The 20,734-nt window shown below is 37.5% G+C and carries 18 protein-coding genes and 2 pseudogenes; 3 read left to right on the top strand and 17 right to left on the bottom strand.

The window, feature by feature from the left end; translation table 11 throughout:
* Positions 1-241: 241 nt before the first annotated feature.
* Complete coding sequence (locus DIZ30_RS11425) at positions 242-556, bottom strand: hypothetical protein (protein ID WP_002323892.1); 315 nt, start codon at positions 554-556, stop codon at positions 242-244.
* Between the two features lie 285 nt (positions 557-841).
* On the opposite strand from DIZ30_RS11425, the gene DIZ30_RS11430 reads away from it, so the two are divergent.
* Positions 842-1,081 (top strand): hypothetical protein, encoded by a 240-nt coding sequence (locus DIZ30_RS11430; RefSeq protein ID WP_002321266.1) that lies wholly within the window; start codon positions 842-844, stop codon positions 1,079-1,081.
* Between the two features lie 361 nt (positions 1,082-1,442).
* Here the strand turns inward: DIZ30_RS11430 and DIZ30_RS11435 are convergent, their stop codons facing one another.
* The 10 genes and pseudogenes from DIZ30_RS11435 to DIZ30_RS11480 form a co-directional block, all read right to left on the bottom strand.
* Complete coding sequence (locus tag DIZ30_RS11435; RefSeq protein ID WP_060806716.1) at positions 1,443-1,703, bottom strand: hypothetical protein; 261 nt, start codon at positions 1,701-1,703, stop codon at positions 1,443-1,445.
* A gap of 184 nt (positions 1,704-1,887) precedes the next feature.
* Positions 1,888-2,385, bottom strand: a complete 498-nt coding sequence (locus DIZ30_RS11440; protein WP_002289618.1) for a GAF domain-containing protein — start codon at positions 2,383-2,385, stop codon at positions 1,888-1,890.
* Between the two features lie 129 nt (positions 2,386-2,514).
* Positions 2,515-3,225, bottom strand: coding sequence for an acetolactate decarboxylase (budA, locus tag DIZ30_RS11445; RefSeq protein ID WP_002289619.1), 711 nt, complete (start codon positions 3,223-3,225; stop codon positions 2,515-2,517).
* A gap of 12 nt (positions 3,226-3,237) precedes the next feature.
* The gene (gene alsS / locus DIZ30_RS11450) at positions 3,238-4,902 is read right to left on the bottom strand and encodes an acetolactate synthase AlsS (protein ID WP_098188975.1); all 1,665 of its coding nucleotides are present in this window, start codon (positions 4,900-4,902) and stop codon (positions 3,238-3,240) included.
* 170 nt (positions 4,903-5,072) lie between these two features.
* Positions 5,073-5,735 carry a DUF624 domain-containing protein gene (locus tag DIZ30_RS11455; RefSeq protein ID WP_002297646.1) on the bottom strand — a complete coding sequence of 221 codons (663 nt, stop codon included), beginning with the start codon at positions 5,733-5,735 and terminating at the stop codon, positions 5,073-5,075.
* Positions 5,736-5,744: 9 nt separating this feature from the next.
* Complete coding sequence (locus DIZ30_RS11460) at positions 5,745-6,560, bottom strand: carbohydrate ABC transporter permease (protein WP_376712313.1); 816 nt, start codon at positions 6,558-6,560, stop codon at positions 5,745-5,747.
* Between the two features lie 64 nt (positions 6,561-6,624).
* A complete protein-coding gene (locus DIZ30_RS11465) occupies positions 6,625-7,521 on the bottom strand; it encodes a carbohydrate ABC transporter permease (protein ID WP_002293955.1) in 897 nt (298 codons plus the stop codon).
* A 52-nt stretch (positions 7,522-7,573) separates the two neighbouring features.
* Positions 7,574-8,833 (bottom strand): ABC transporter substrate-binding protein, encoded by a 1,260-nt coding sequence (locus DIZ30_RS11470; protein ID WP_098188973.1) that lies wholly within the window; start codon positions 8,831-8,833, stop codon positions 7,574-7,576.
* A 28-nt stretch (positions 8,834-8,861) separates the two neighbouring features.
* Positions 8,862-10,013 (bottom strand): glycoside hydrolase family 88 protein, encoded by a 1,152-nt coding sequence (locus DIZ30_RS11475; RefSeq protein ID WP_047927858.1) that lies wholly within the window; start codon positions 10,011-10,013, stop codon positions 8,862-8,864.
* A pseudogene (locus tag DIZ30_RS11480) lies at positions 10,003-10,449 on the bottom strand (hypothetical protein); the annotation flags it as partial. The pseudogene DIZ30_RS11480 and the gene DIZ30_RS11475, both read right to left, overlap by 11 nt.
* Positions 10,450-10,570: 121 nt before the next feature.
* Here DIZ30_RS11480 and DIZ30_RS11485 point away from each other — a divergent pair.
* A complete protein-coding gene (locus DIZ30_RS11485; RefSeq protein ID WP_098188972.1) occupies positions 10,571-11,764 on the top strand; it encodes an MFS transporter in 1,194 nt (397 codons plus the stop codon).
* A gap of 165 nt (positions 11,765-11,929) precedes the next feature.
* Here DIZ30_RS11485 and DIZ30_RS11490 read toward each other — a convergent pair whose 3' ends face one another.
* Complete coding sequence (locus DIZ30_RS11490; RefSeq protein WP_002293156.1) at positions 11,930-12,352, bottom strand: helix-turn-helix domain-containing protein; 423 nt, start codon at positions 12,350-12,352, stop codon at positions 11,930-11,932.
* 369 nt (positions 12,353-12,721) lie between these two features.
* Here DIZ30_RS11490 and DIZ30_RS11495 point away from each other — a divergent pair, with 369 nt between their 5' ends.
* Positions 12,722-13,435 (top strand): hypothetical protein, encoded by a 714-nt coding sequence (locus DIZ30_RS11495; RefSeq protein ID WP_002293155.1) that lies wholly within the window; start codon positions 12,722-12,724, stop codon positions 13,433-13,435.
* A 161-nt stretch (positions 13,436-13,596) separates the two neighbouring features.
* On the opposite strand, the gene DIZ30_RS11505 is transcribed toward DIZ30_RS11495, so the two are convergent.
* The 5 genes and pseudogenes from DIZ30_RS11505 to DIZ30_RS11540 all read right to left on the bottom strand — a co-directional run bounded on the left by DIZ30_RS11505 (position 13,597) and on the right by DIZ30_RS11540 (position 20,476).
* Entirely contained in the window at positions 13,597-14,769 is a 1,173-nt protein-coding gene (locus DIZ30_RS11505) for a class C sortase (RefSeq protein WP_049142463.1), read from the bottom strand.
* A 453-nt stretch (positions 14,770-15,222) separates the two neighbouring features.
* Entirely contained in the window at positions 15,223-16,653 is a 1,431-nt protein-coding gene (locus DIZ30_RS13455; RefSeq protein ID WP_002290294.1) for a SpaH/EbpB family LPXTG-anchored major pilin, read from the bottom strand.
* Positions 16,650-17,942, bottom strand: a complete 1,293-nt coding sequence (locus tag DIZ30_RS11525) for a SpaH/EbpB family LPXTG-anchored major pilin (RefSeq protein ID WP_221686367.1) — start codon at positions 17,940-17,942, stop codon at positions 16,650-16,652. The genes DIZ30_RS13455 and DIZ30_RS11525 overlap by 4 nt, the downstream gene beginning before the upstream one ends.
* A gap of 9 nt (positions 17,943-17,951) precedes the next feature.
* The gene (locus tag DIZ30_RS13775; protein ID WP_002290292.1) at positions 17,952-18,152 is read right to left on the bottom strand and encodes a hypothetical protein; all 201 of its coding nucleotides are present in this window, start codon (positions 18,150-18,152) and stop codon (positions 17,952-17,954) included.
* A pseudogene (locus DIZ30_RS11540) lies at positions 18,149-20,476 on the bottom strand (MBG domain-containing protein). Before DIZ30_RS11540 ends, DIZ30_RS13775 begins: the two are co-directional and overlap by 4 nt.
* Positions 20,477-20,734: the final 258 nt, after the last annotated feature.

Here is a 20,734-nt window from a genome sequence, read left to right on the forward strand (position 1 = left end):
ATGTTCACTCTCCTTGTATGCTTTAGCGGGTATTACAATTTGAGTGTAACATAAATGGCTTTTTTATTTGTCTCGCTTAATTATACAAACGGCGAATTATAAACTCTAGAGAAATTAATTCATCCTAACATAAAATAATTGTTCACTCAAAAGTTTTTCTAGAACAATTAAAACAGCAGGCTTCACATTCGCTATACATTTGTAAGAAGTAATAATTCCTGTACTAAAAGGCATAATTGCTTTAATTATTTTTTGACTTCTCTTCAAACACAAGAAGTAGTTGTGTAATAATTGCAGAAATAAGGATTCCAATAATAGATATAAAATTTGACATGGAAACGTCTATAACATTAAAAGAATAAAGTGTTGAAGAAAGTAAACTGATTGAAATAACCCCTCCGTAAAAAATAGTCTGTGAATATACCCACTTTTTTTCAGAAGACGTACTTCGTTTGGTTCTAAAACCTATCCCTGCATTTCTACTCTTATCAAAAAACCAAATATTTAGAAGTAATAATATTGCTATTATTAAGATAAAATTACTGTAAAAATCCAAAAGCTATCCTCCTAGCAACTATTTAAATACCCAAAAAAATTACCTCTAGATAATATCATACCTACGTTTTCACTTATAAATTTTTTCATAAAAAAAGCGTTTAGAGGCATAATCGTTAATACAGATGGTAACCAATGTATCTGGTTTGAACTGGGATATCACCCTCTCCATATATGTATTACTAAGACTAATAGATACTATAAAAGACTTGATAGTTTTGCATTGATTTTGCCTAATACTGAGCATAGGTGTATGCTAAACGATACTATAAGGAGTGTGTACATAATGAAAAGAATTCTGTTTATCAGTTTATCAAATTTATTGTTACTTACTGCTTGTGGGACTTCTGCATCAAAGAACATACCTTCAGATACGCAAATTTCGAATAGTATCGATTCAACAATTTCTACAAATGAGAAAAATTCTCCGGTAGAAACTTCCGATATAAAAGTTTCTACCTCTGCAAAAAACAGGGTAAAGAAACTGTCAGCACGTCTCCTTTATTTCAAACAAACTCTGAATTAGCTTCTTCATCTTCTTCAGCAAATAATGATGATAGTTTCGCGTTTACTCCTAACTAAATGCAACCTTTACAAATGCTTTACGATAACAAGCCTGAGCTAAATGATCCTGATATCAGTTTTGCATTTTTTGAAATGATTGGATCGGATGATCTTTTTAAAACTACTAGTTTGTCTATCCGAAAATAGGACAGTTCTGGCAGTATAGGTTTTTATCGAGTTTCTCCACCAGGCCTCGTTACAGAGACAGATTCTCTAGGCGAACCTTTTGAATAAATCAAAAATCATGAACAATCACTGCCAACTAAATAAAGTGCCTTCAAAAGCTTGGTCTTCTCGCTTTTGAAGGCACTTTATTTAAATCTTTATGAAACTAAAGTATGTTCATATTTGTTGCTATAGTTATATAGATATTCTGTTGTTTCCAACTCATAAACGTGAGTATATTTTGCCACTACTTTTCCGCATTTTTCTAATATTTCATTGCGATCGACGTCATGATATTCGTCTACGCAGATCACAACACAATTTTCTAATTTACTGATTACTTCTCCAATCACTTTTTGTTTCAAGCCAATAGGTTGGCAAATATATTTTTTTCCTAAAATGATAGTTTCGTTATTCATATTTCATCCATCCTTAATGTTTTTTCATTATTTAAAATGATAATAACATTAAAATATGATTATGAAAATCAATAACACTTGTGATTTTATAAAAAAATAAAAAAACCGAAAAACAGAAATGCCCACTGTCTTTCCGGCTCTTTTTATTCTTGATTTCTCTTCTTTTTTGTTTCAATAGACGATTTTAGTTATTAATAAATGAAAAAGCATTTATATTAAAATTTGCTAATAAAAGATCTACATATTTTTCTAGAAATGCTTGATCGATTTCATCATACCCTTTCGTTACTCCGCAATCGATATCTAAAACACCGATTAAATTACCTTCTTTTACCATTGGCACTACGATTTCTGATTGTGCGGCTGAATCGCAGGAAATGTAATTTGCATGGGTTTTGACATCATCAACGATCAATGTTTCTTGTTTTTCAGCTGATTCTCCACAAACTCCTTTTCCCATCTTGATACGTGTGCAAGAAACTCGCCCTTGGAACGGTCCTAAAATCAATTCATTACCATCGAATAAATAATATCCTGCAAAGACAGTCTCAGGCAAAGTCTCATTCAACAATGCAGATGAATTTGCTAAATTTGCTAACCAGTTATCTTCTGCTTCTAATAATCCTTGTTGCTGTAATAATAAAATTTCGTATGCATCTTTTTTCTGTTTTTCTGTCCACATGATAAAAACCGCTCCTTTTTGATCTATGGAGAAGATTATAGCTCAGTTTTTTTGTAAACGCTAGGTTTTCTCCTCAAAAAAACGAGATACGTCAGGTTAATCACCTTGAACGCATCTCGCTGTCTTTTTCTATTCTGCTTGTTGGATTTCTGCTGCTAAATCAGCATAATCAATCGTTTCGTGAACAAAAGTCGGATCATCAACTGGAAAATGCTGTACAAGGGACGAGATGCGGCTAATCTCAACTTTTCCTTCAGCCACTTCAAAATCCATTACATGTCCGCCAAATGTATGTGTATCATCGATAAAATGCAGGTGAAATCCCGCTGCAGCAACTCCTTGGAATAATTCAGGCGTAAAGAACCCGACTAATGTTCCTTGGACATTGCTTTGTTGGAATTCTGGTTGAGACTCTGAAATTTTTGCTAGTCTTCTGTAAGGTTTTTCTTGCTTCGGCATGATACGGATGTGCATATTTTTGAATAATCCAGTTATCTTCACTGCCAAAAATAGGTTTTCCCCGGCTTCTCTTACTAATATGTCTTTTTTCAATTGTTCTCCATCTGCAGTTTTTGAGACAGAAAAACTAGTATCTGGCGTAAAATCTGTAATTGCTGCATAGGGGGTAAGTTCACTTCCATCTAATTGGGCAACTGAGCCATCTGATCTTCCTTGATAAGCTACGCCATCTAAAAAGATGACTTCACCATCAAGCCCATGCAATGTTCCCAATCCCAGAGTTCCTTTTTCTAATATATGAGCAATCGTTTCTGTTCCATCCATCAAGCCGGCCATCAAAGCTCCTAATGTCCCGTGCTGGTATAAGATTTTTTCAGTCATGTCGACACTTCCTTAATAGAATTGATCTGGTAAGATTGTTTCTCCCAATTTCTCATTATCACGGTAATCAATCGGAATATCAATAATTACGGGTCCTTCTGTCGCAAATCCTTCTTCTAAAGCTTTTTCTAATTCCTCTACACTTGTAGCTCGGATTCCTTTAGCGCCAAAAGCTTCTGCATATTTCACAAAATCAACTGGACCAAAGTCTACACCTGACGCCCGCTGATATTTCATTTTTTCTTGGAACTCTACCATATTGTAGTGTCCATCATTCCAAATCAAATGAACGATATTCAATTTTTTACGTACCGCCGTTTCTAAATCCTGGGCAGAGAATAAAAATCCCCCATCGCCGGAAACTGATACGATTTGTGTATTTGGACGCACCAATGCAGCAGAAATCGCCCATGGCAATGCAACACCAAGCGTTTGCATACCATTACTGAATAACAAATGACGAGGTTCATAACTTCTGAAGTGGCGTGCCATCCAAATATAATGACTACCTACATCTACGGTAACAGTCATATCATCTGTTACTTTTGACTGAAGCGTGTTAATAACTTCTAAAGGATGCAAGATACCTGCTTCTCCTTTTGATTGAACAATGTCCCGCTCCGTTAATTTTGCTTGAAGAGATGCTAAATATTCTTTTGCATCTTCTGACACTTGTTGAGGCTCTAATGAACCTGTCAATAAATCAAGAGTGGCTGAGATATCACCGATCAATTCTCTTTCAGGCTGCATAAAAGGATCGATTTCAGCTGGCGCTTCATCGATCACAATGATCCGCGCATCTTTTTCCGCATTCCAGTTTCTTGCTTCATATTCGATTGGATCATAGCCAATTGCAATAACTAGATCACTTCGTTTCAAAAGCATATCTCCTGGTTGGTTTCTAAATAAACCCACACGACCAAAGAAATGCGCTTCTAATTCACGTGAGATCACTCCAGCTGCTTGGAATGTCTCTACAACAGGCAATGCTGTCTTTTCAACTAATTGCCTGATGGCTAACGTTTCTTTTTCACTTGATCCTCGCATACCTACTAATAGTACCGGTAGTTTTGCTTCTCTAATGCGTTCAGCTAGGTAACGGATATCATCTGCAGAAGCAGAACCTAATTTAGGATCGCTCAATGGCTTGATGACATTACCTTGGACAGGTGCATCCACTACATCTTGCGGGATACTGATAAAGCTCGCGCCTTTTTTTGAACTCTTAGCCATACGATAAGCATTGGCAATCACTTCTGAAATTGTTTCTGGATCTTGGATTTCTGCACTGTATTTTGTGATTGGCTGGAACAGTGCTGCATTATCCATGCTTTGATGGGTCAACTTCAATAGATCGCTTCGTTTTACTTGTCCGGCAATTGCTAAAACTGGGTCACCTTCTGCTGTCGCTGTTACCAAACCTGTAGCTAAGTTACTAGCACCAGGACCACTTGTTGCGATAACTACTCCTGGCTCTCCTGTAATACGTCCGATTGCTTGTGCCATAAATGCAGCATTTTGTTCGTGACGAGTCACGATTAATTCAGGACCTTGATCCTCTAATTCATTAAATACACCATCGATTTTTGCACCTGGTATACCGAATACATAATCAACATGATGATTAATCAAACTTTCTACTACAGATTTCGAACCTTGTTTCATTTTTTCATCCATTGAACATCGTCCTTTTTATGCTTTATTTTTAATTATTAGTTAGAAATAATCACAAATAAGTGATACAGTTTCTAAACCTGTTTCATTCAAAAGTATAGCATGTTTTATTTCATTTGTTTAGCCATATGTTTCAAAAAATGAAAAAGAATGACAGTTTCAATTTATAAAGTCTACAGATCCATAGTTCTCATCAATTTACGATTGTTGAAGTAAATCAAACCAAATACGATAGAAGGACCTAGTAGAATACACCATTGGGGCTTTACGAAAAAGAAGAGAAACAAACTTGTCAATAGTAAAAAATCTAGTAAACTCACATACCATTTTTTCAACGTATAGTAGAACGCTATCCGTAGAACTTGATTTGGTTTCGACGCTGGATTTCTCACCTGAAAATACCAGCAGTTGATGCTAAAGGAAACTGATAAACAAGCAAGTAAAACAAACAACGGAATCAACCATTTTCCATAAGAAAAACGTATAAAAAAGAAACAATCAAAAATCATTATCACACTAACTATCCAAGCAAATAGCCAATAAAAAAATCCCTTTAGCCAAAATTGGCGAAACGTCTTTATGAACAAACGTACTGGTGAAAAACTTTTTTCTTTTGCTAATTCTTCTGTCATACCTATCATCACGATGCAACCTGGACCAATAAAAAGTAAAGAAAAAATAAAGGAAAAGACATTCCTTCCATCTATCGACAAAAGGAACGCAGCTGCTATATACAAGATATTGACACACCAAAAACAAAGGCTACTTGCCAATGATTGATACAACCAATAAAAGAATTCCATATAAACATTTTTGTCAAAACGCTGCTCTTTCATAATCACCTCCTATTCCTTCATTCCTGATGAAGCGATCCCTTCTACAAAATATTTTTGCATCGCTAAAAATATAAAAGCAACAGGAAGAACAGAAACAACTGAGGCAGCCATGATTAATGCGTACTCTGCATCAAATAGCCCAATAAACATTTTCAACCCTAACTGGATTGTTTTATTTTCCGTAGAAGACAAATAAATGAATGGCCCCATATAATCGTTCCATGTATTAACGAATGTGATGATCGTCAAACTGGCAATCGCCGGTTTTGTAAGAGGTAAAATGATCTTGCGATAGATTTCCCACTCTGATAAGCCATCGATCCGCGCACTCTCACATAAAGAATCTGGGATACTACTGTAATATTGCTTCAACAAGAACACACCAAAAGTATTGAACGCTTGTAATAGCACCAACGACCACAACGTATCTGTTAAACCCACTTTTCTCATCATAATGAACTGCGGGATCATATAAGACTGCCAAGGGACAGCAATCGTGCCGATATATGCTAAAAATAAAATATCGCGCCCTTTAAAATTTAGTTCAGAAAACCCGTAAACAGCAAAACTAGAAGTAAACAACTGAATCAACGTGATCACAACGCTTAAAAAAGCTGTATTCTTAAAAAATGTCACTAAAGGAATACGAGACCAAATAACCAGATAATTCTCTAAATGCCAAGTTTTAGGGATCCATTGAATCGGAATCGTTAACACTTCATTATTTGCTTTGAATGAAGCAGAAACCATCCATAAAAAAGGAATGATCGTCAATAAAGCTAATACAATCAGCAGAATCATACCCAACCATTGAATAAAGGGCATGTTTTTTGAACGAATTTTTGCTTTTTTTCTTTCATTTCGAACACTCTCTTCCATATCACACCTCCTAAGTACGACGCTTATTCCAAGAAAATTGAACAACCGTAACGCCCAAAACAATTACGAACAAAACAAGTGAAATAGCTGAAGCATAACCAAAATCAAATTTTTTGAATGCTTCATTGTAGATTTGGTAAACCAGCACATTTGTCGCTCGACCAGGGCCGCCATCCGTCATCACTTGCACAAGGTCAAACACCTTGAAACAATTGATGACAAGCATGATCGTTACAAAGAAGGTTGTTGGTCTCAACGAAGGTAATGTCACATTCAAAAATTGTTTCCAACGGTTTGCTCCATCTAGCGAAGACGCTTCATATAGTTCTTTTTGGATACTTTGTAGTCCTGCAAGGTATAGAATCATGTAATAACCCATCCCTCGCCAAATACTGACAATTACAATTGCCCAAAGCGCCCAATTTGAACTTGAAGTCCAACCTGGAGGATGTTCAATAAATCGTCTTAAAAAGATATTAATAGGTCCCACTGTTGGATGAAACAACATATTCCAAACAACAGCAATTGCTACTAAGGAAGTAACATACGGAAAGAAAAATATCGTACGAAAAAGCTTCATCCCTCTAATTTTCTGATTTAGTAGTAAAGCTAGCCCTAACGAACAAACAAGTGTGCCAGGCACTACAGCAGCGGTATATAAAAAAGTATTTTTCAAAGAAATCCAAAATGTCTCATCGTTGGCCATTTTACGAAAGTTATCTAGTCCAGCAAATTCTGGCGTTGAAAAAGAATCCCATTTCATAAATGCTAGTACAAGCGAAAACAGGATTGGTATTAATGTAAAAACGAAAAAACCAATGAAATTCGGGGCGATAAACGAATAAGCGATCCACGTTCGTTTTCTACGCAAATGATTTGTAGCTTTCTTATTTATACTATTCTCCATTTCGATGACGAAACCAAGAGTGTTTGATCTCTTGGCTTCTCTCCTTTCATGATTATTCTTTTTCCGCAGCTACACGTTTCTCCATATTTACCGTTCCTTTTTCCGGCGTTTCATCTCCAACCAAAACTAAGTCATATTCTTCTTGTAAAATCTTATCGATTGCAGGCCCATACGTATCAATCGGAAATTCAAGTTTGATTTCATCAGGAGAAAAAGCTTTTTTAGAAATTTCATCCGTTGGCATTCCAGCGAGATTAAAATAAAGCTGATCAATCTCATCCGTACGATATGAAGGAACTACTCCTACTCCTGCTAATACTTTTGCTCCTTCTTCACTGGCTGCAAATTCAATAAATTCTTGCGCCGCTTTTTGTTTCTTTGAGTTTTTATTGACAGCAAATGCTGTTGGCGAGCCAAACGTCGTGACCGATTCTCCTTTTTTCTTCTGAGGAATAGCTGTAATTCCCCATTCTACTTCTGTCTTATTTGCTTCTTTGTTCGCAAGTATGCCAGCCATATACCAAGTTCCCATGTACATCATTGCTGCTTTTTGTTCTTCAAATTGAGATTGATAGGTTACTTTCGTTGACTTAGCCGTGCCAAAATCCATTTGCGCGCCTTCTTTTTGCATCCTCAATGCTCGATCATAATAATCAGTCATAAATCGATAATCTGGTTCCACAAGATTCGCTTCGTTTTGAGCAGCTGCAATAGCTTGGATCGTCGAACGCCAGATATGTTGATATGCTCCATAAACTTGTCCGTCATTTTTACTAAGCTTTTTTGCTAAATCTTCGTATTCGTCCCAAGTTAGATTTTCTGGATATTGGATTCCTGCATCATCAAACATTTTCTTATTGTAATATAGTACCCAAAAGTCCGTTCGATAGGGCAATGCGTATGTTTTTCCATCGATATCATACATTTCATATGTTCCTTCAGCAGCATCAGTATCTAATTCTCTAATTCGTTCTGTTTGATCGACTAACTGATCTCGTAAAGCATAATTTGAATACGACAAAAGATTTTTCATCGTCAATACATCTGTCGTATCTCCAGAAGAAAGCATCGTAGTAAGTTTCGTGTCATAATCATCTGAAGCAATATCTACTGCTTTCACTTTGATTCCCGTTTTCTTTTCGAATGCTTCAAAGAGCGCTTTGAATTCAGGTGTTGTTTCATAATTCCATGTCGAAACGGTAATTTCATTTGCTGATTCTTCACTACTGCCTTCTTGATTACCACAAGCACCAAATACGAGTGACATTCCTAAAACTATTGATCCAATCATCATTTTTTTCCATCGCTTCATTATATGAATCCTCCTCTTTTCTTATACATCACCAGTAACAGTACCATTTTTTAGCTAGACGAGTGATCCCTTCTACATAAAAGTAATCGCCCCAGATCACACATTCATCTACACCTTTTAAGCTGTTTTTATCATAAACGGCATGGAGAAGCAGCCCGTTTGATCCATCTACTTGTTTCGTTGTATAGTTTTTTTGTAATTCTCCCAAGATTTTGACTGCCATCTCTTCGTAATCGAAATGACGATGATCTGAAACAGGCAGTTGTTTGGAAAGTTCTAACAATCCGCATGCAGCTATTGCTGCCGCAGAGCTATCTTTTTCCTCTTGACTACCTTCTTTGAATATTAGATCCCAATAACAAATCAAATCTTCAGGAAGCTCTTGTAGAAAATAATCAGCAAGTTGCGTGGCGGTCTCTAAAAAAGAACCGTCTCCCGTATACAAGTAACTTAATGTGAATCCATAGATTCCCCACGCTTGCCCGCGTGCCCAACAGGATTCATCTGAATAACCTTGTTGCGTACGACCATATTTAGGCACTCCAGTAACATCATCAAAGTAATACGTATGGTAAGTAGTAGCATTGTCTCTCACAATATACTTTTGAGTTTGTTTCGCATGATTGTAGGCAGCTGTTTTATAACTCTCATCTCCGGTAGCCTCAGTAGCAAAGTAAAGTAATGGCAGATTCATCAAACAGTCAATGATCATACGTCCACGCTGCTTTGGATCATCTAAGTCTCCCCAAGCTTGGATAATTTGAGATTTGGGAGAATACCGCTCCATCAATCGATCAGCTGCTTGTATCGCTATTTGTTTTGATGACTCGTTTTTATTCAATCGATAATCAGCAACAGCTGATAATTGATATAAAAATCCGATATCATGCGTATCCAAGGCTATATCTTTTTCTAAACGTTCTTTGAATGAAGCTAATTGACTTTCGATCGTTCGATCAAAATCTTTTGAGTTAGAAAGTTCTTTTGTTAAAAATAATATCCCCAACCAGAAACTAGCCGTCCAATCAGTGTTTTCTTCCGCTTCATATACATGATTGTTACTAGCTGCAGCAGGTACGAGAAATTTAAATTTTTTTTGATTTTCACGCACCTGTTTTTCAATAAAATCAATTTCTGAAACTAGCCAATCTAACTCAACTATATTTGTTCTATTGTCCATCGTTGTATTTTTCCTCCAACTTTACATTAATCCTTTGCCCTAGTTGCCCGATTTCTATATTTCTCCCAATAATTTCTACTGTAAGCTCTTCAAAAACTTGGTCTGGTAAAACACCGCTGATCACAGATATAAATACTTGTTTTCCGCTTTCAGCCACGCCTGTCAAATATGGTAATAGTGTTACCGGAAAATAAAGACTTGTATTAGGTTCAGGTCGGATAATCCCAGCTTTCTTGTATCCAATGATGTTCTTAATCCTCGAAGTACCAATGATCGATCGTGCTGTGGCACATTGTCCCGCTATACATCTATTTGTATTTTCCATTGGTACACTAAACCCGCCTTCATACACATACAGCAACCGTTCACTCCATATTTCGTGGATACGCAAATGCCCGTTTTCAAGCGGAACGATTGTACTTTTTATTGTCATATCTGACCAAGGACGCTATATCGGTTGTTTGTGTATTATTTCGAATAAAAAAGACTTGTTTTTTTATTCTTTTTTGGATATACTTTTAACAATTTAGGGAAATTTTAGGAAAAGGGGTATAAAAATGACAACGTATCAGCGAAAGGTATTATTATCGACATCGGCGGGAATTGCTTTAGAGAATATGGATATTATGTTTTTAGCTTTTTCATTATCTTCAATGATTGCTTCTTTTCATATTAGTGGTACGCAAGCGGGTTTCATTTCAACGATCACTAATTTGGGGATGCTCATTGGAGGTATTTTTTTTGGCATCATAGCTGATAAATATGGACGTGTGAAAGTATTTTCTCAAACGGTCCTTCTGTTTTCGATTGCTTCTTTATTGATGTATTTTGCTTCAAACATCTACTTGGTTTATCTCTTTCGCTTTATCGCAGGTGTAGGAGCGGGAGGAGAATATGGGGCGTGTATGTCCTTGATTTCCGAAAGTTTTTCAAAAAAACAAATTGGACGAGCTTCTTCGGTTGCTGGTATTGGTGCGCAGGTCGGTGCGGCTTTGGCTGCGATTTTAGCTGCTGTGATCATTCCAACGTTTGGTTGGAAGATGTTGTATGTCGTAGGTGTACTGCCGGTGTTGATGGTCTTGTTCATTCGTCGCGGCTTGACTGAACCAAAGGAATTCAAATCTGCACAATCCGCCGAAAAGAAAACCAATCTTAGCAGACTGTTTGAATCAAAACATCTTGCTTGGCAAACATGTGGCCTTAGTATCATGGTGACTGTCCAAATTGCCGGCTATTTTGGGTTAATGAATTGGCTACCTTCGATTATGCAAAATCGATTAGGGCTTTCGGTTTCTGGGTCTTCATTATGGATGGTCAGTACTATTTTAGGCATGTCTTTGGGGATGATGACTTTTGGCATGATCATGGATAAATTGGGGCCTAAACTAGCCTTTTCTTTGTTTTTAATTTGTTCATCCTTATCTGTCTATCTACTTGTGTTAGCCCATAGCCAGTGGAGTTTGGTAGCAGCTGCTGTGATAGTCGGCTACTTTATCAATGGCATGTATGGTGGATATGGCGCAGTGATTAGTAGTTTGTATTCAACAGAAATCCGCGCGACGGCGAATAATTTCATTATGAATCTTGGACGAGCTGTTGGTGGTTTTTCTTCTATCGTCATCGGTTTCCTGATGGATCATTATAGTTTAACTGCCGTAATCTTGTTTTTGAGCGGTATTTACCTAGTCAGCCTGCTGGTCTTGACAACTCTTACTGGTGTTACAGCATTAAGGGAAAGCTTGCAGCATTGATAGTTGAGTCTGTAAATGACAAGAAAGAGGTGTGGCAAAAGCTTGCATCTGCGGTAATAAGACCAGCCAAATCAAAAACATGAGACACTGTTTCCGTTTGGCTGGTCGTATTACTTGATGCAGGGCAGCTTTTTCAACTGCTAATTTCCTTCTATCTGGCGGCGACTATTCTTTGACGTCCGTCATTTCAAAGTACTTTACTAATAACTTCGCATAACGAAAAACTGTGGATACACTCGTATATTGAGCGTCTGCATAATCTTCCAAATTTTTCTCAAGATGTTGATACATGAATTCAATCAAATGATAATTATATGATTTTCTGTAGAAATGAAGATAAATAGTGTAGATTGGGAAGTTCTCCTGCTTTTCCATAGAAAAGCGCCGATTATTCTCATTCTTCAAAATGACCTTATCAGGATATTGTTGGAACAATTCTTCTAAATCTGTTAGATAATTCAAGATAGACTTACTTGATACCTTCAATTCATTTTGTAGTTCTTCTATTGAACACCAACGTTCTGTTTCAAGCAGTAAATGAATCATTTTAATTTTCTTTTGAGAAACTTTTGTTAAAAAAATCTGCATATTTTCTCCTCCTGTATCTACTTTACTATACTACATACAAGAAAAAAACGGATACAAATATCCCACTGCAAAACAGTTAATGGTGCATAAACCTGTTATTATTTCTCTTTTTTTCCTAAGCATTCTATTGATATGAATCATTTAATCGTTTATTATATAAATGTCAATAATCTAATAATAAAATAACGTACATATTTTATTATTACATACTTAATAACAGAACTATAGCAAAAATCCCGTGTATCAACACGGGATTAGATTAAGTTTCCTCAATCACTATTCATAACACAATTATTATAACAAGTAAGTAAACAATTGAAAAGGACATTTATTGAAAACGGTTGTTTTTTTACTTAAGGAGGAAATTTAGTGAAAAAATTAGTTGCGTTGTTTTTGGTCGCAGGAAGTTTGTTGAGTGGGTGTGGTGCTACTACGTCTACTACTCAAAGCACAAGTTCAGCTCAAGCTTCCAGCAGCAGTACCACGATCTCCGAAAGTACGGCAGATTCATCGAAAGAACAAGAACAAATTGAAAAGAAAAAAGAAGAAGAGAAACAAAAAGCGGAAAAAGCTGCACTAGAAAAAAAAGTGACAGAAGCGGAATCTGCTTTATCACAAGCTGAAGCAAATCCTACAAAAGAAAACTATGCAACTGCTTCAGCAGCTATCCAAGCGCTACCTGAAAACAAACAAGAGTTGACAAGCCGTCTTGCTGCAATTGATTCCACAATCAAAGCAAAAGAAGCAGAAGAAGAACGGAAAAAGCAAGAAGAAATTGCACGACAACAAGCAGAACAAGCGCAACAAGAAGCAATCGCACAGCAACAAGCAGAACAGGCGAGGCAAGAAGCAATCGCACAGCAACAAGCAGAACAGGCGCAACAGCAAGCAGCAGCTGAACAGGCCTCTCAGCAGGCACAAGCCGCAGCTCCTGAGCAAAATAATGAACAAACTGTCTATGTCACACCGACCGGTTCAAAATACCATACACATAAATGTGGAAATGGTACGTATACCCCTGCCACTTTAAGCGAAGCTCAAGCTCGTGGTTTAACCCCTTGCTCCAAATGTTATGGAAACTAATTCAAAAGTTATACTATAATAATAAAATTCTTCTGAAACATAAAAAAATAGAAGCTGGCGTTCCAGATAGTAAACCAAAAATAGCAGTTTACACGTCCATTTCGTCAGCTTCTCTCTTTTTTCATTTAGTCTGTTCCCTCTGCTTTTTTGTACATCTTCATTCATTCTTTCTCAATCAAATAGTACACCTCTTTTTCTTTTCGCAGTTTGTATCTTCCTTTTTTCAATTTCATTGAAAACTGTTTCGAATGTTTATGTTTTACATGGATTTTAAGCAGAAGCTCCTCATGTTGCAAGCGATAGTTCCCGCCTTTTAAATCAGAAAATCTCACAAGTCCGTATTCATCAGAAGCTTTCACAAATGGAACTTTTTCTCTACTAATATAGTGTTTGCCGTTGAGCGTTTTTACAGAAAAGACCATTCCTTCGATTGGTCGTCCGTTTGTGTTCTTTACATAAAATGATAAAGGATAGTTTCGCTTAGCGATGGCCAAAGAATCTAAATAAGCGATGAGTAGCCAAACTAAGCCGATTGATCCAAGTAGTATACCGATAAACCAAATAAAAAATTTCCATTTTTTCCATTGATCAATTCCTTGGATCGCTTTTTTTGCCTCTTTTGCTTGATAAGGAATACGATGCCCCGTCACAAGCAGTCGATGTGTATTGACCATATAAGGAGTGCAGGTAAGCAAAGTCACGAGATCTCTGCCTTTTTGGATACCCAAAGAATCTACTTCATCAGGTAAGACCACTTGGATTTTTTCTACTTGATACACCAATGTCTTTCCATTGATCTGGATGAAAAACTGGTCTCCTTTTTTCAACTTAGGCAAATCTGTAAATAATTTTGCTTCTGGGAGTCCACGATGCCCAGAAAGAACGGCATGGGTGCTTTTCCCGCCAGTCGGATAAGAACTTCCTTCCAATAATGACGTTCCTTTTTGCAAAAATATTTCCGTTGTCTGATCGAATATAGGTAAGCTGACATTGATTTTTGGGATTTCGATGACTCCAAGCATATGTTCCATATAAAAGGCATTACTAGGTAAATCTTTTAATGCTTTTGCATCAACTGCTTGGTTGAAACTGCCTATCCCTGGTGATACGTTTTGCTCTGCCAACTGTTGGTTTTTCTTTGTCATTTTTTCCTGCTGTTTTTTTATTTCTTCTGAATTCTTACTCGATGCCTGCTTTTGATAATGGATGATCATTTGCTGGGCAAGAAAATCATTCAGTGAATCTTCTACAAAAGGATAAGAAAAGATCCCGATCCCAACGACTAAAATGATTGCCATGAAGATGTCCAGTATTCTTATTCTGCTTTTTTTCATCATGTCCACCTATTTTCTAATATGTATATGAAGAGGTTGTGAAATCAGCGCCTTGACCTGAGTATTAGAGAAGCAAACGGAAAAATAGTTCCTCATATTTTGCCGTTTGTTGAGCTAATACCGAAGGTCAGCTGATTGAACACCGTTTAAGAAAGAGGTCGTGAGCCTGCCGTTCAGCTCTGAGTCACAAGGAACAATTTCAAAAAACAGCTTCTCATGTTTGATGAATATTGTGACTTGTGACCGAGGAGTTGGCAGGAGAACACCGTTTAAAGAAGAGGTTGTGAAAAAGCAGTTTAGTTTCGAGTATTAAGATAAATTTTGTGAAAATGGTTCCTCACATTGTTGCATACATTTGACTTAATACCAAGAGACCGACCACTTCTGTCACAACCTTTCTCCCCATTTGAATCACTGTCGTTTATTTATCGTATGATTTTTGTTTCCAATAGTTTAAGCTTCTGTTTCTTGATGGCGTTTTTTGAAGTAGATCACTGTTCCTCCAACTAAAGCAATACCTACCAAGATGAATACGATGATCCCCATACCCCCAGTTGAAGGCAAGATTCCTTTAGGTTGGTTATCGATCGTTGTTTCATCAGAAGTTGTTGGATCATCATCTACTGTAAATTCAGTGTACGCAGCTTCATTCTTAGGTAATGCGTAGCCTTCTGGTGCTTTTGTTTCTTGAAGGCAGTATGCCCCTTGTTTCAGCCCTTCGATTGAAAATTCCCCTTCTGAATCAGAAATCAATTTCACTTCTTCCCAGTCAGAACCTGTGACTTCATCTGACCAAGCATATGGGTATTCTCCTGAGGCAAGGTTTGCTATTTTTTTCATTAATTTAACAGTTGGATCTTTTGCTCTTAGAATAGAAAATTCTGCACCGGCTAATTTTTCTTGCGTGTTCACATCTTGTTTGATGAAGTGGAAATCACCGTAGTTTTGGACATTTTCTACAGTAATCGTGTTATCCGTAGTTGTATTTTCCCGATTGACTACACCGTTTGGATTCCCAAGATCGGCTTCATCCGCGCCATGGATGATTCCGGTTGTTTGTTGCAATTTTCCGTTTTCTACTACAAATGAGGTTTCTTTTTGTGGATCGGTCAATTGATAATCATCTGGTGCTTTTGTTTCAACCAAAGTATAATTTCCGTCTAGTAACCCATTGACACTGATGGATCCTTCACTATCTGTTGTGAATGTCAATGCTGATTCGGCAGGACCATAAAGAGCGACACCAGTATTTTCATCAAAACCAGTCACAAATTGATTGTCTGAATTTTTGATCTGGAATTGCGCCCCTGCTAACTTATCTACCCCTGAAAAGTTCCCAGCTTTTTGGATTTTGATATTGCTTTCTTTGATGACATTTTTAGCATATAGATGAATCGTGTCTAAAGGTTTGTCAGGGTCTGATGAATCAGGGTTGTAAAAGGGTAAGCTCAACACGATATTTGGCGACGTTTCGACACCAGGTTTTGGTGTTTCTACAAAGACATATACAGCATCTTTCCCTTCAGATTTACCTGGAAGAGTCAAGTTAGCTAATCCTTCACCAGAAGTCGTTACACTTGCAAAGGGTGTAGCGTCTGCTGGAACTGCTGTATCTTTACTTGGATAGTACGTAGCGGTGATGTCGTATACGTTGAATTCTACACCATTCAATGGTTCGCTATTCGGAAATGTCAATTCCGTTCCGTTGTTTATTTGATTTTCTGGTGCTGAAGTGAATTTCAATTTATGCAAATTAACCGTGACATTTTCTGGTGTAGGTGATACGGCTGCAGAGACATCTGCAGTTCCTAGGCTGAGAACGAAAGGAAGCAACATAATAGTAGTTCCTAGAAGTGCCCATATTTTTGTTTTGATGTTTTTCATTTTATTTCCCTCCTATTGTTTCCTTTTTGTTGTTTTTTATAAAACCAAGCTGCCCCTGTTGAAAGGACTAGCAACACCCCTAAGATTGAGAAACCTCCAAGCATCTCTTCGTTTGTTTTTGGAAAACTTCCTCCACTTTTTTCATTTGATGGGCCATTCGTCTGTATCTGAACTGGCGTTTTTCCGTTATTTGTCCGATTTGCTTCTGGTTCGTTGATGATTTCCAATGGTATAGGATGAAGCGGATCATAACTGCCTGCTTCAACTTCAAAGAGAATTGGTGCTGGACTCCATACATATCCTTTAGGCGGCTTGATCTCAACTAGTTCATAGCTTCTAAAAGACAAACCATGGACAGAAAATGTTCCATCTTTACCGGAAGTAAAAATCGTTGCTCTCGGATCATCTTTGGCTACCCAGTGATTTATCCCATTTTCTTGCGCTAAATATTGGTTATCTCTTTTGACTAGAAATTGAGCATCTGCCAGTCTTTGTTTCGTCTGCCGATCCACTTTGACAAATTGTTTGCCACCTGTTTGGATGGCAAGATGTGTTTCTACTGTTTGATTGTCAGTCGTCAAACGTACCTCGTTGTCAAATGTCGTTTTTTCACTGTTTTCTTTCAATGACATTTGGTAACGGATCGTTAATTTTTTCTCAGCAAACGAACTGAGATCTTTTCCAGAATCCGATAATACAAAACCATGTTTTGTTTTTTGTGTATGAAATGTATGAATCTTTTCTCCCCCAATCAAAAGATCGATCGTTTCTGGTTCTAGCCACAACTGAGGATCAGCTGTATCTGTGATCGTATAGGTTCCTACCTCGTTGATGTTCTCAGGAATTGTGGTAGTGATGAGATAAGGTACTTTATCCCCATCTGCAAAATCTGTCTGCTTGTTCTCTACTTTTTTTGTTAATGTGAGTGCAGCAGGTATTTTTTGTTCGCTCTTAGGATACAAGTGGATGGTCGTCAATTTATGATTAGATGAATCTGTCACAGGAAGCACGACGACAAATGGTGCTGATTTTTCTTTTACTTGATCTGAAGATTTTATTTCCGCAAATCGGTAAACAGCGTCACGACCTTGCTCGTCTTTGTCCGATACACGAAAAGAAGCAATGCCCTCTCCACCGTCTACTGTTTTTGTCACACTTTCTGCCAGTATTTTTCCACTATCACTTTTCTGTGCTAGTTTTCTTTGTGCGTCTTCTATACTACTTCCTTCTGACCGCAGCTTGTAAAATTCATCCGAGACATCATATATAGCGAAAGTAACACCGTTCAACCCTTTTGCCTACTGAAAGTTATCTGGACTAGCCATTCCGTCGTTTTGACTGATACTTGGCATCTGTTCGCTTTCGAACATTCGATTATGCAAAGTAAATGTAATAGATGATTCTCTGGCTGACACAGTCGGAGAACCACTAAAAAATCCCAGTAGGATAAAAAAGAGAACGGCAAACCTATCCACACGTACACTTTTTATTTTTTTCATCGCTGTTCACCTGCTTTTCTCTTACGATGGATAAAATAAAAGAAGCCAGAAAAAATAAAAATCATTCCTAAAAAGACAAAGGGCAGTAGACCTATCCCGCCTGTCGAAGGAAGCAAGAGAGTCGGATTGATCGTCAACTCAGCGGTATCTGTTGCGGTAATCGAATAATTATTGTTTACAGTTCCTTCCCCTAAACTAATCGTTACTATTTGTGTTCCGATATCTGTCCGGCTGTTAGCTGTTAGTGTATAATCCAATGCTTCACCTGAGACAACACCAGTAACGGGGACATTTCCAACCGGTATCGAGTGACTTTGGGCATCATAATTAAAGGCAGCGTCATCGACAGTAATCACTGCATCGGCTTTATTGATGGTATAGGTTCCTGATGTGTTAGCTATATCAGTAAATGACATCTTGGGATTTGCTGCTTTGACTTTATCTATCCCGCTTTTCGTTAATTTAATTGCATAGCTGTCAACGTTAACCATATTTTTTGCTGATTGTGCATCTACTGTGTAGTCCGTGTTGCTAAGGGTCACTTGCACTGGAGTAACCGAACTGGTGACACCTTCTGCTAGCTTGACATGGATTGACGGGATTCCTGCTTTTCCATCATATGTCTTACTGCCACCGAGCTCTACCGTACCGCTGATTGGCTTGATCGTATAGATATCAGATGTCTACACGATAGGAAATAGATAGTTTGTTCTGGCAGCTAGTTTAGCTAATCCGCTTTCTGTCAATTGCCAAGACGTATAGGTTCCAATTTCAGTAGGCGCAGTTACTTCAACTCCCTTTTCATTCATCGCTTTGAAATCAGTTGGATTCCATGGGATTTGATCAATATTGAGATCATTGTTTAAAAGGGATGTTGATTCTGTTTTATCATTAAAGGTATATTTAACGATCGGTACAACAGAAAGATCATCATAGTACTTACTGCCATTTGCATTGATTGATACTGTTGCATTTGTCTTATAATATAGGATGACTTCAGAAATCTGTTTTCCATTTGCGTCCTTTACGATTACATTTCCATTTGTATCTAAACTAGCTGAAACACTCGTTGCTGATTGGTTCTTTGTTTCTGTCGCTGAAACAGCTGTAAAGGTATATCCGCTGATAATAGGCACATTAGTCGTCAGGTCTTGTGCAGCACTTCCGTAAGTAAGATTCATTATTTTAGAAGGAGCAATCGTCTGTCCAAAATAGTCTTGATACTTAATAGTGATTGGTGTTTGTTTGCCTGTATAGGTCACCGTATCGACGTTACTTTCTAGGGCTGTGAAAGAACCGTTTGTTTGTGCAAAAGAATAGCCCGTTACTGCTGTTGGAATAATAACCACTTTGTCCCCCACATGGATTCCAGATAGTGTAGTCCCGTATGTTCCAGTTTGTGCTATCCCGCCATTAACAGTATAAGAGAATGTTCCAGGTTGGTTTGCATTGACCTGAACCGTCGCTGCTTGATAGGTTGGAACAACTGAAATATTCCCCTTGTTATCAACGATCTGTCCATTTTTGATCGAGTACCCTGTGAATGGAATATCGTTTGCTAACTGTATACCGATTGAAAAAGTACTCATACCTCCTCCGGCAGGAAGCCCTCCCCATGTTGAGGGTGTAAAAGAATAACTTTTATCCGCATTGGGTGTAACGGAATCGATCGTATTTCCAGCGGTAGCCACCCCCATATAGATACTTTTTGGGAAGGTGGTAGTAGTACCATTTACTGTGGAGCCAATAAACAGATTATGGATATCTGGACGGTTATCAATAAAAGCGATTGCTTTGGTAACACCTTGTAGCGCGGTTTTATCCGCACTCATCGTTCCGTTAACCGCAACAATGACTCCATCTTTGGCATATATCACTGTATATCCATCTGGTATGGTATGTCCGTTGAAATTCGCAGTGGCCGCAACAGCACTAAATGTCTGACTTTTACCTGTTTCTGAATAAGCTTTTTCCCCTGCTGCTTTTGCTGCTGCGATTTCTTCTTCTGTCGGATCAATCAGCTGAGTCGAGGTTGTAGTTGAGGTTGTCTCGTTGTTGCTAGACTGATCGGTACTTTCTGTTGACTGTATTTCAGAGGCTGGTGGACTATTTGTCTCCTCTGTCATTTGGTTAGCAAAACTTGACGTTTCTGTATAAACGTTTACATTCCTATTGGATAAACTTCCTAAGAAAGTAAGAATCACGATTATCGAAACTGCAATGGTACGCAATTTTTTTCTTCGAGATATAGCTTTTAGTCTAGAATCAAAATGTTTTTGACATATACGTTGGATTTTATTTTGAGTTTTCTTGATCATTTTCATCCCTCCTCTCAATAAAAAAACGTTATCAAATAAGCACGTGCACGTTATTCAAAATCTAATTTTTACTATTTTATTGATGCATGGAAAGTTTGGATCATTTCTATTCTCTTTTTATTCTAAGATTATTCTATTCCTCACGCTTAATAGAAAAGATTTATTTTTAAATCGCCGATTGTAAAATTAAGCTAGACAACTAAAAAAGTCATTTGTGCTACACTCAAAATAGTTCCGACCAAAGAATTATAAGGAGTGAGTACA

Source organism: Enterococcus sp. H57 (assembly GCF_003112495.1).
Taxonomy (GTDB): domain Bacteria; phylum Bacillota; class Bacilli; order Lactobacillales; family Enterococcaceae; genus Enterococcus_B; species Enterococcus_B faecium.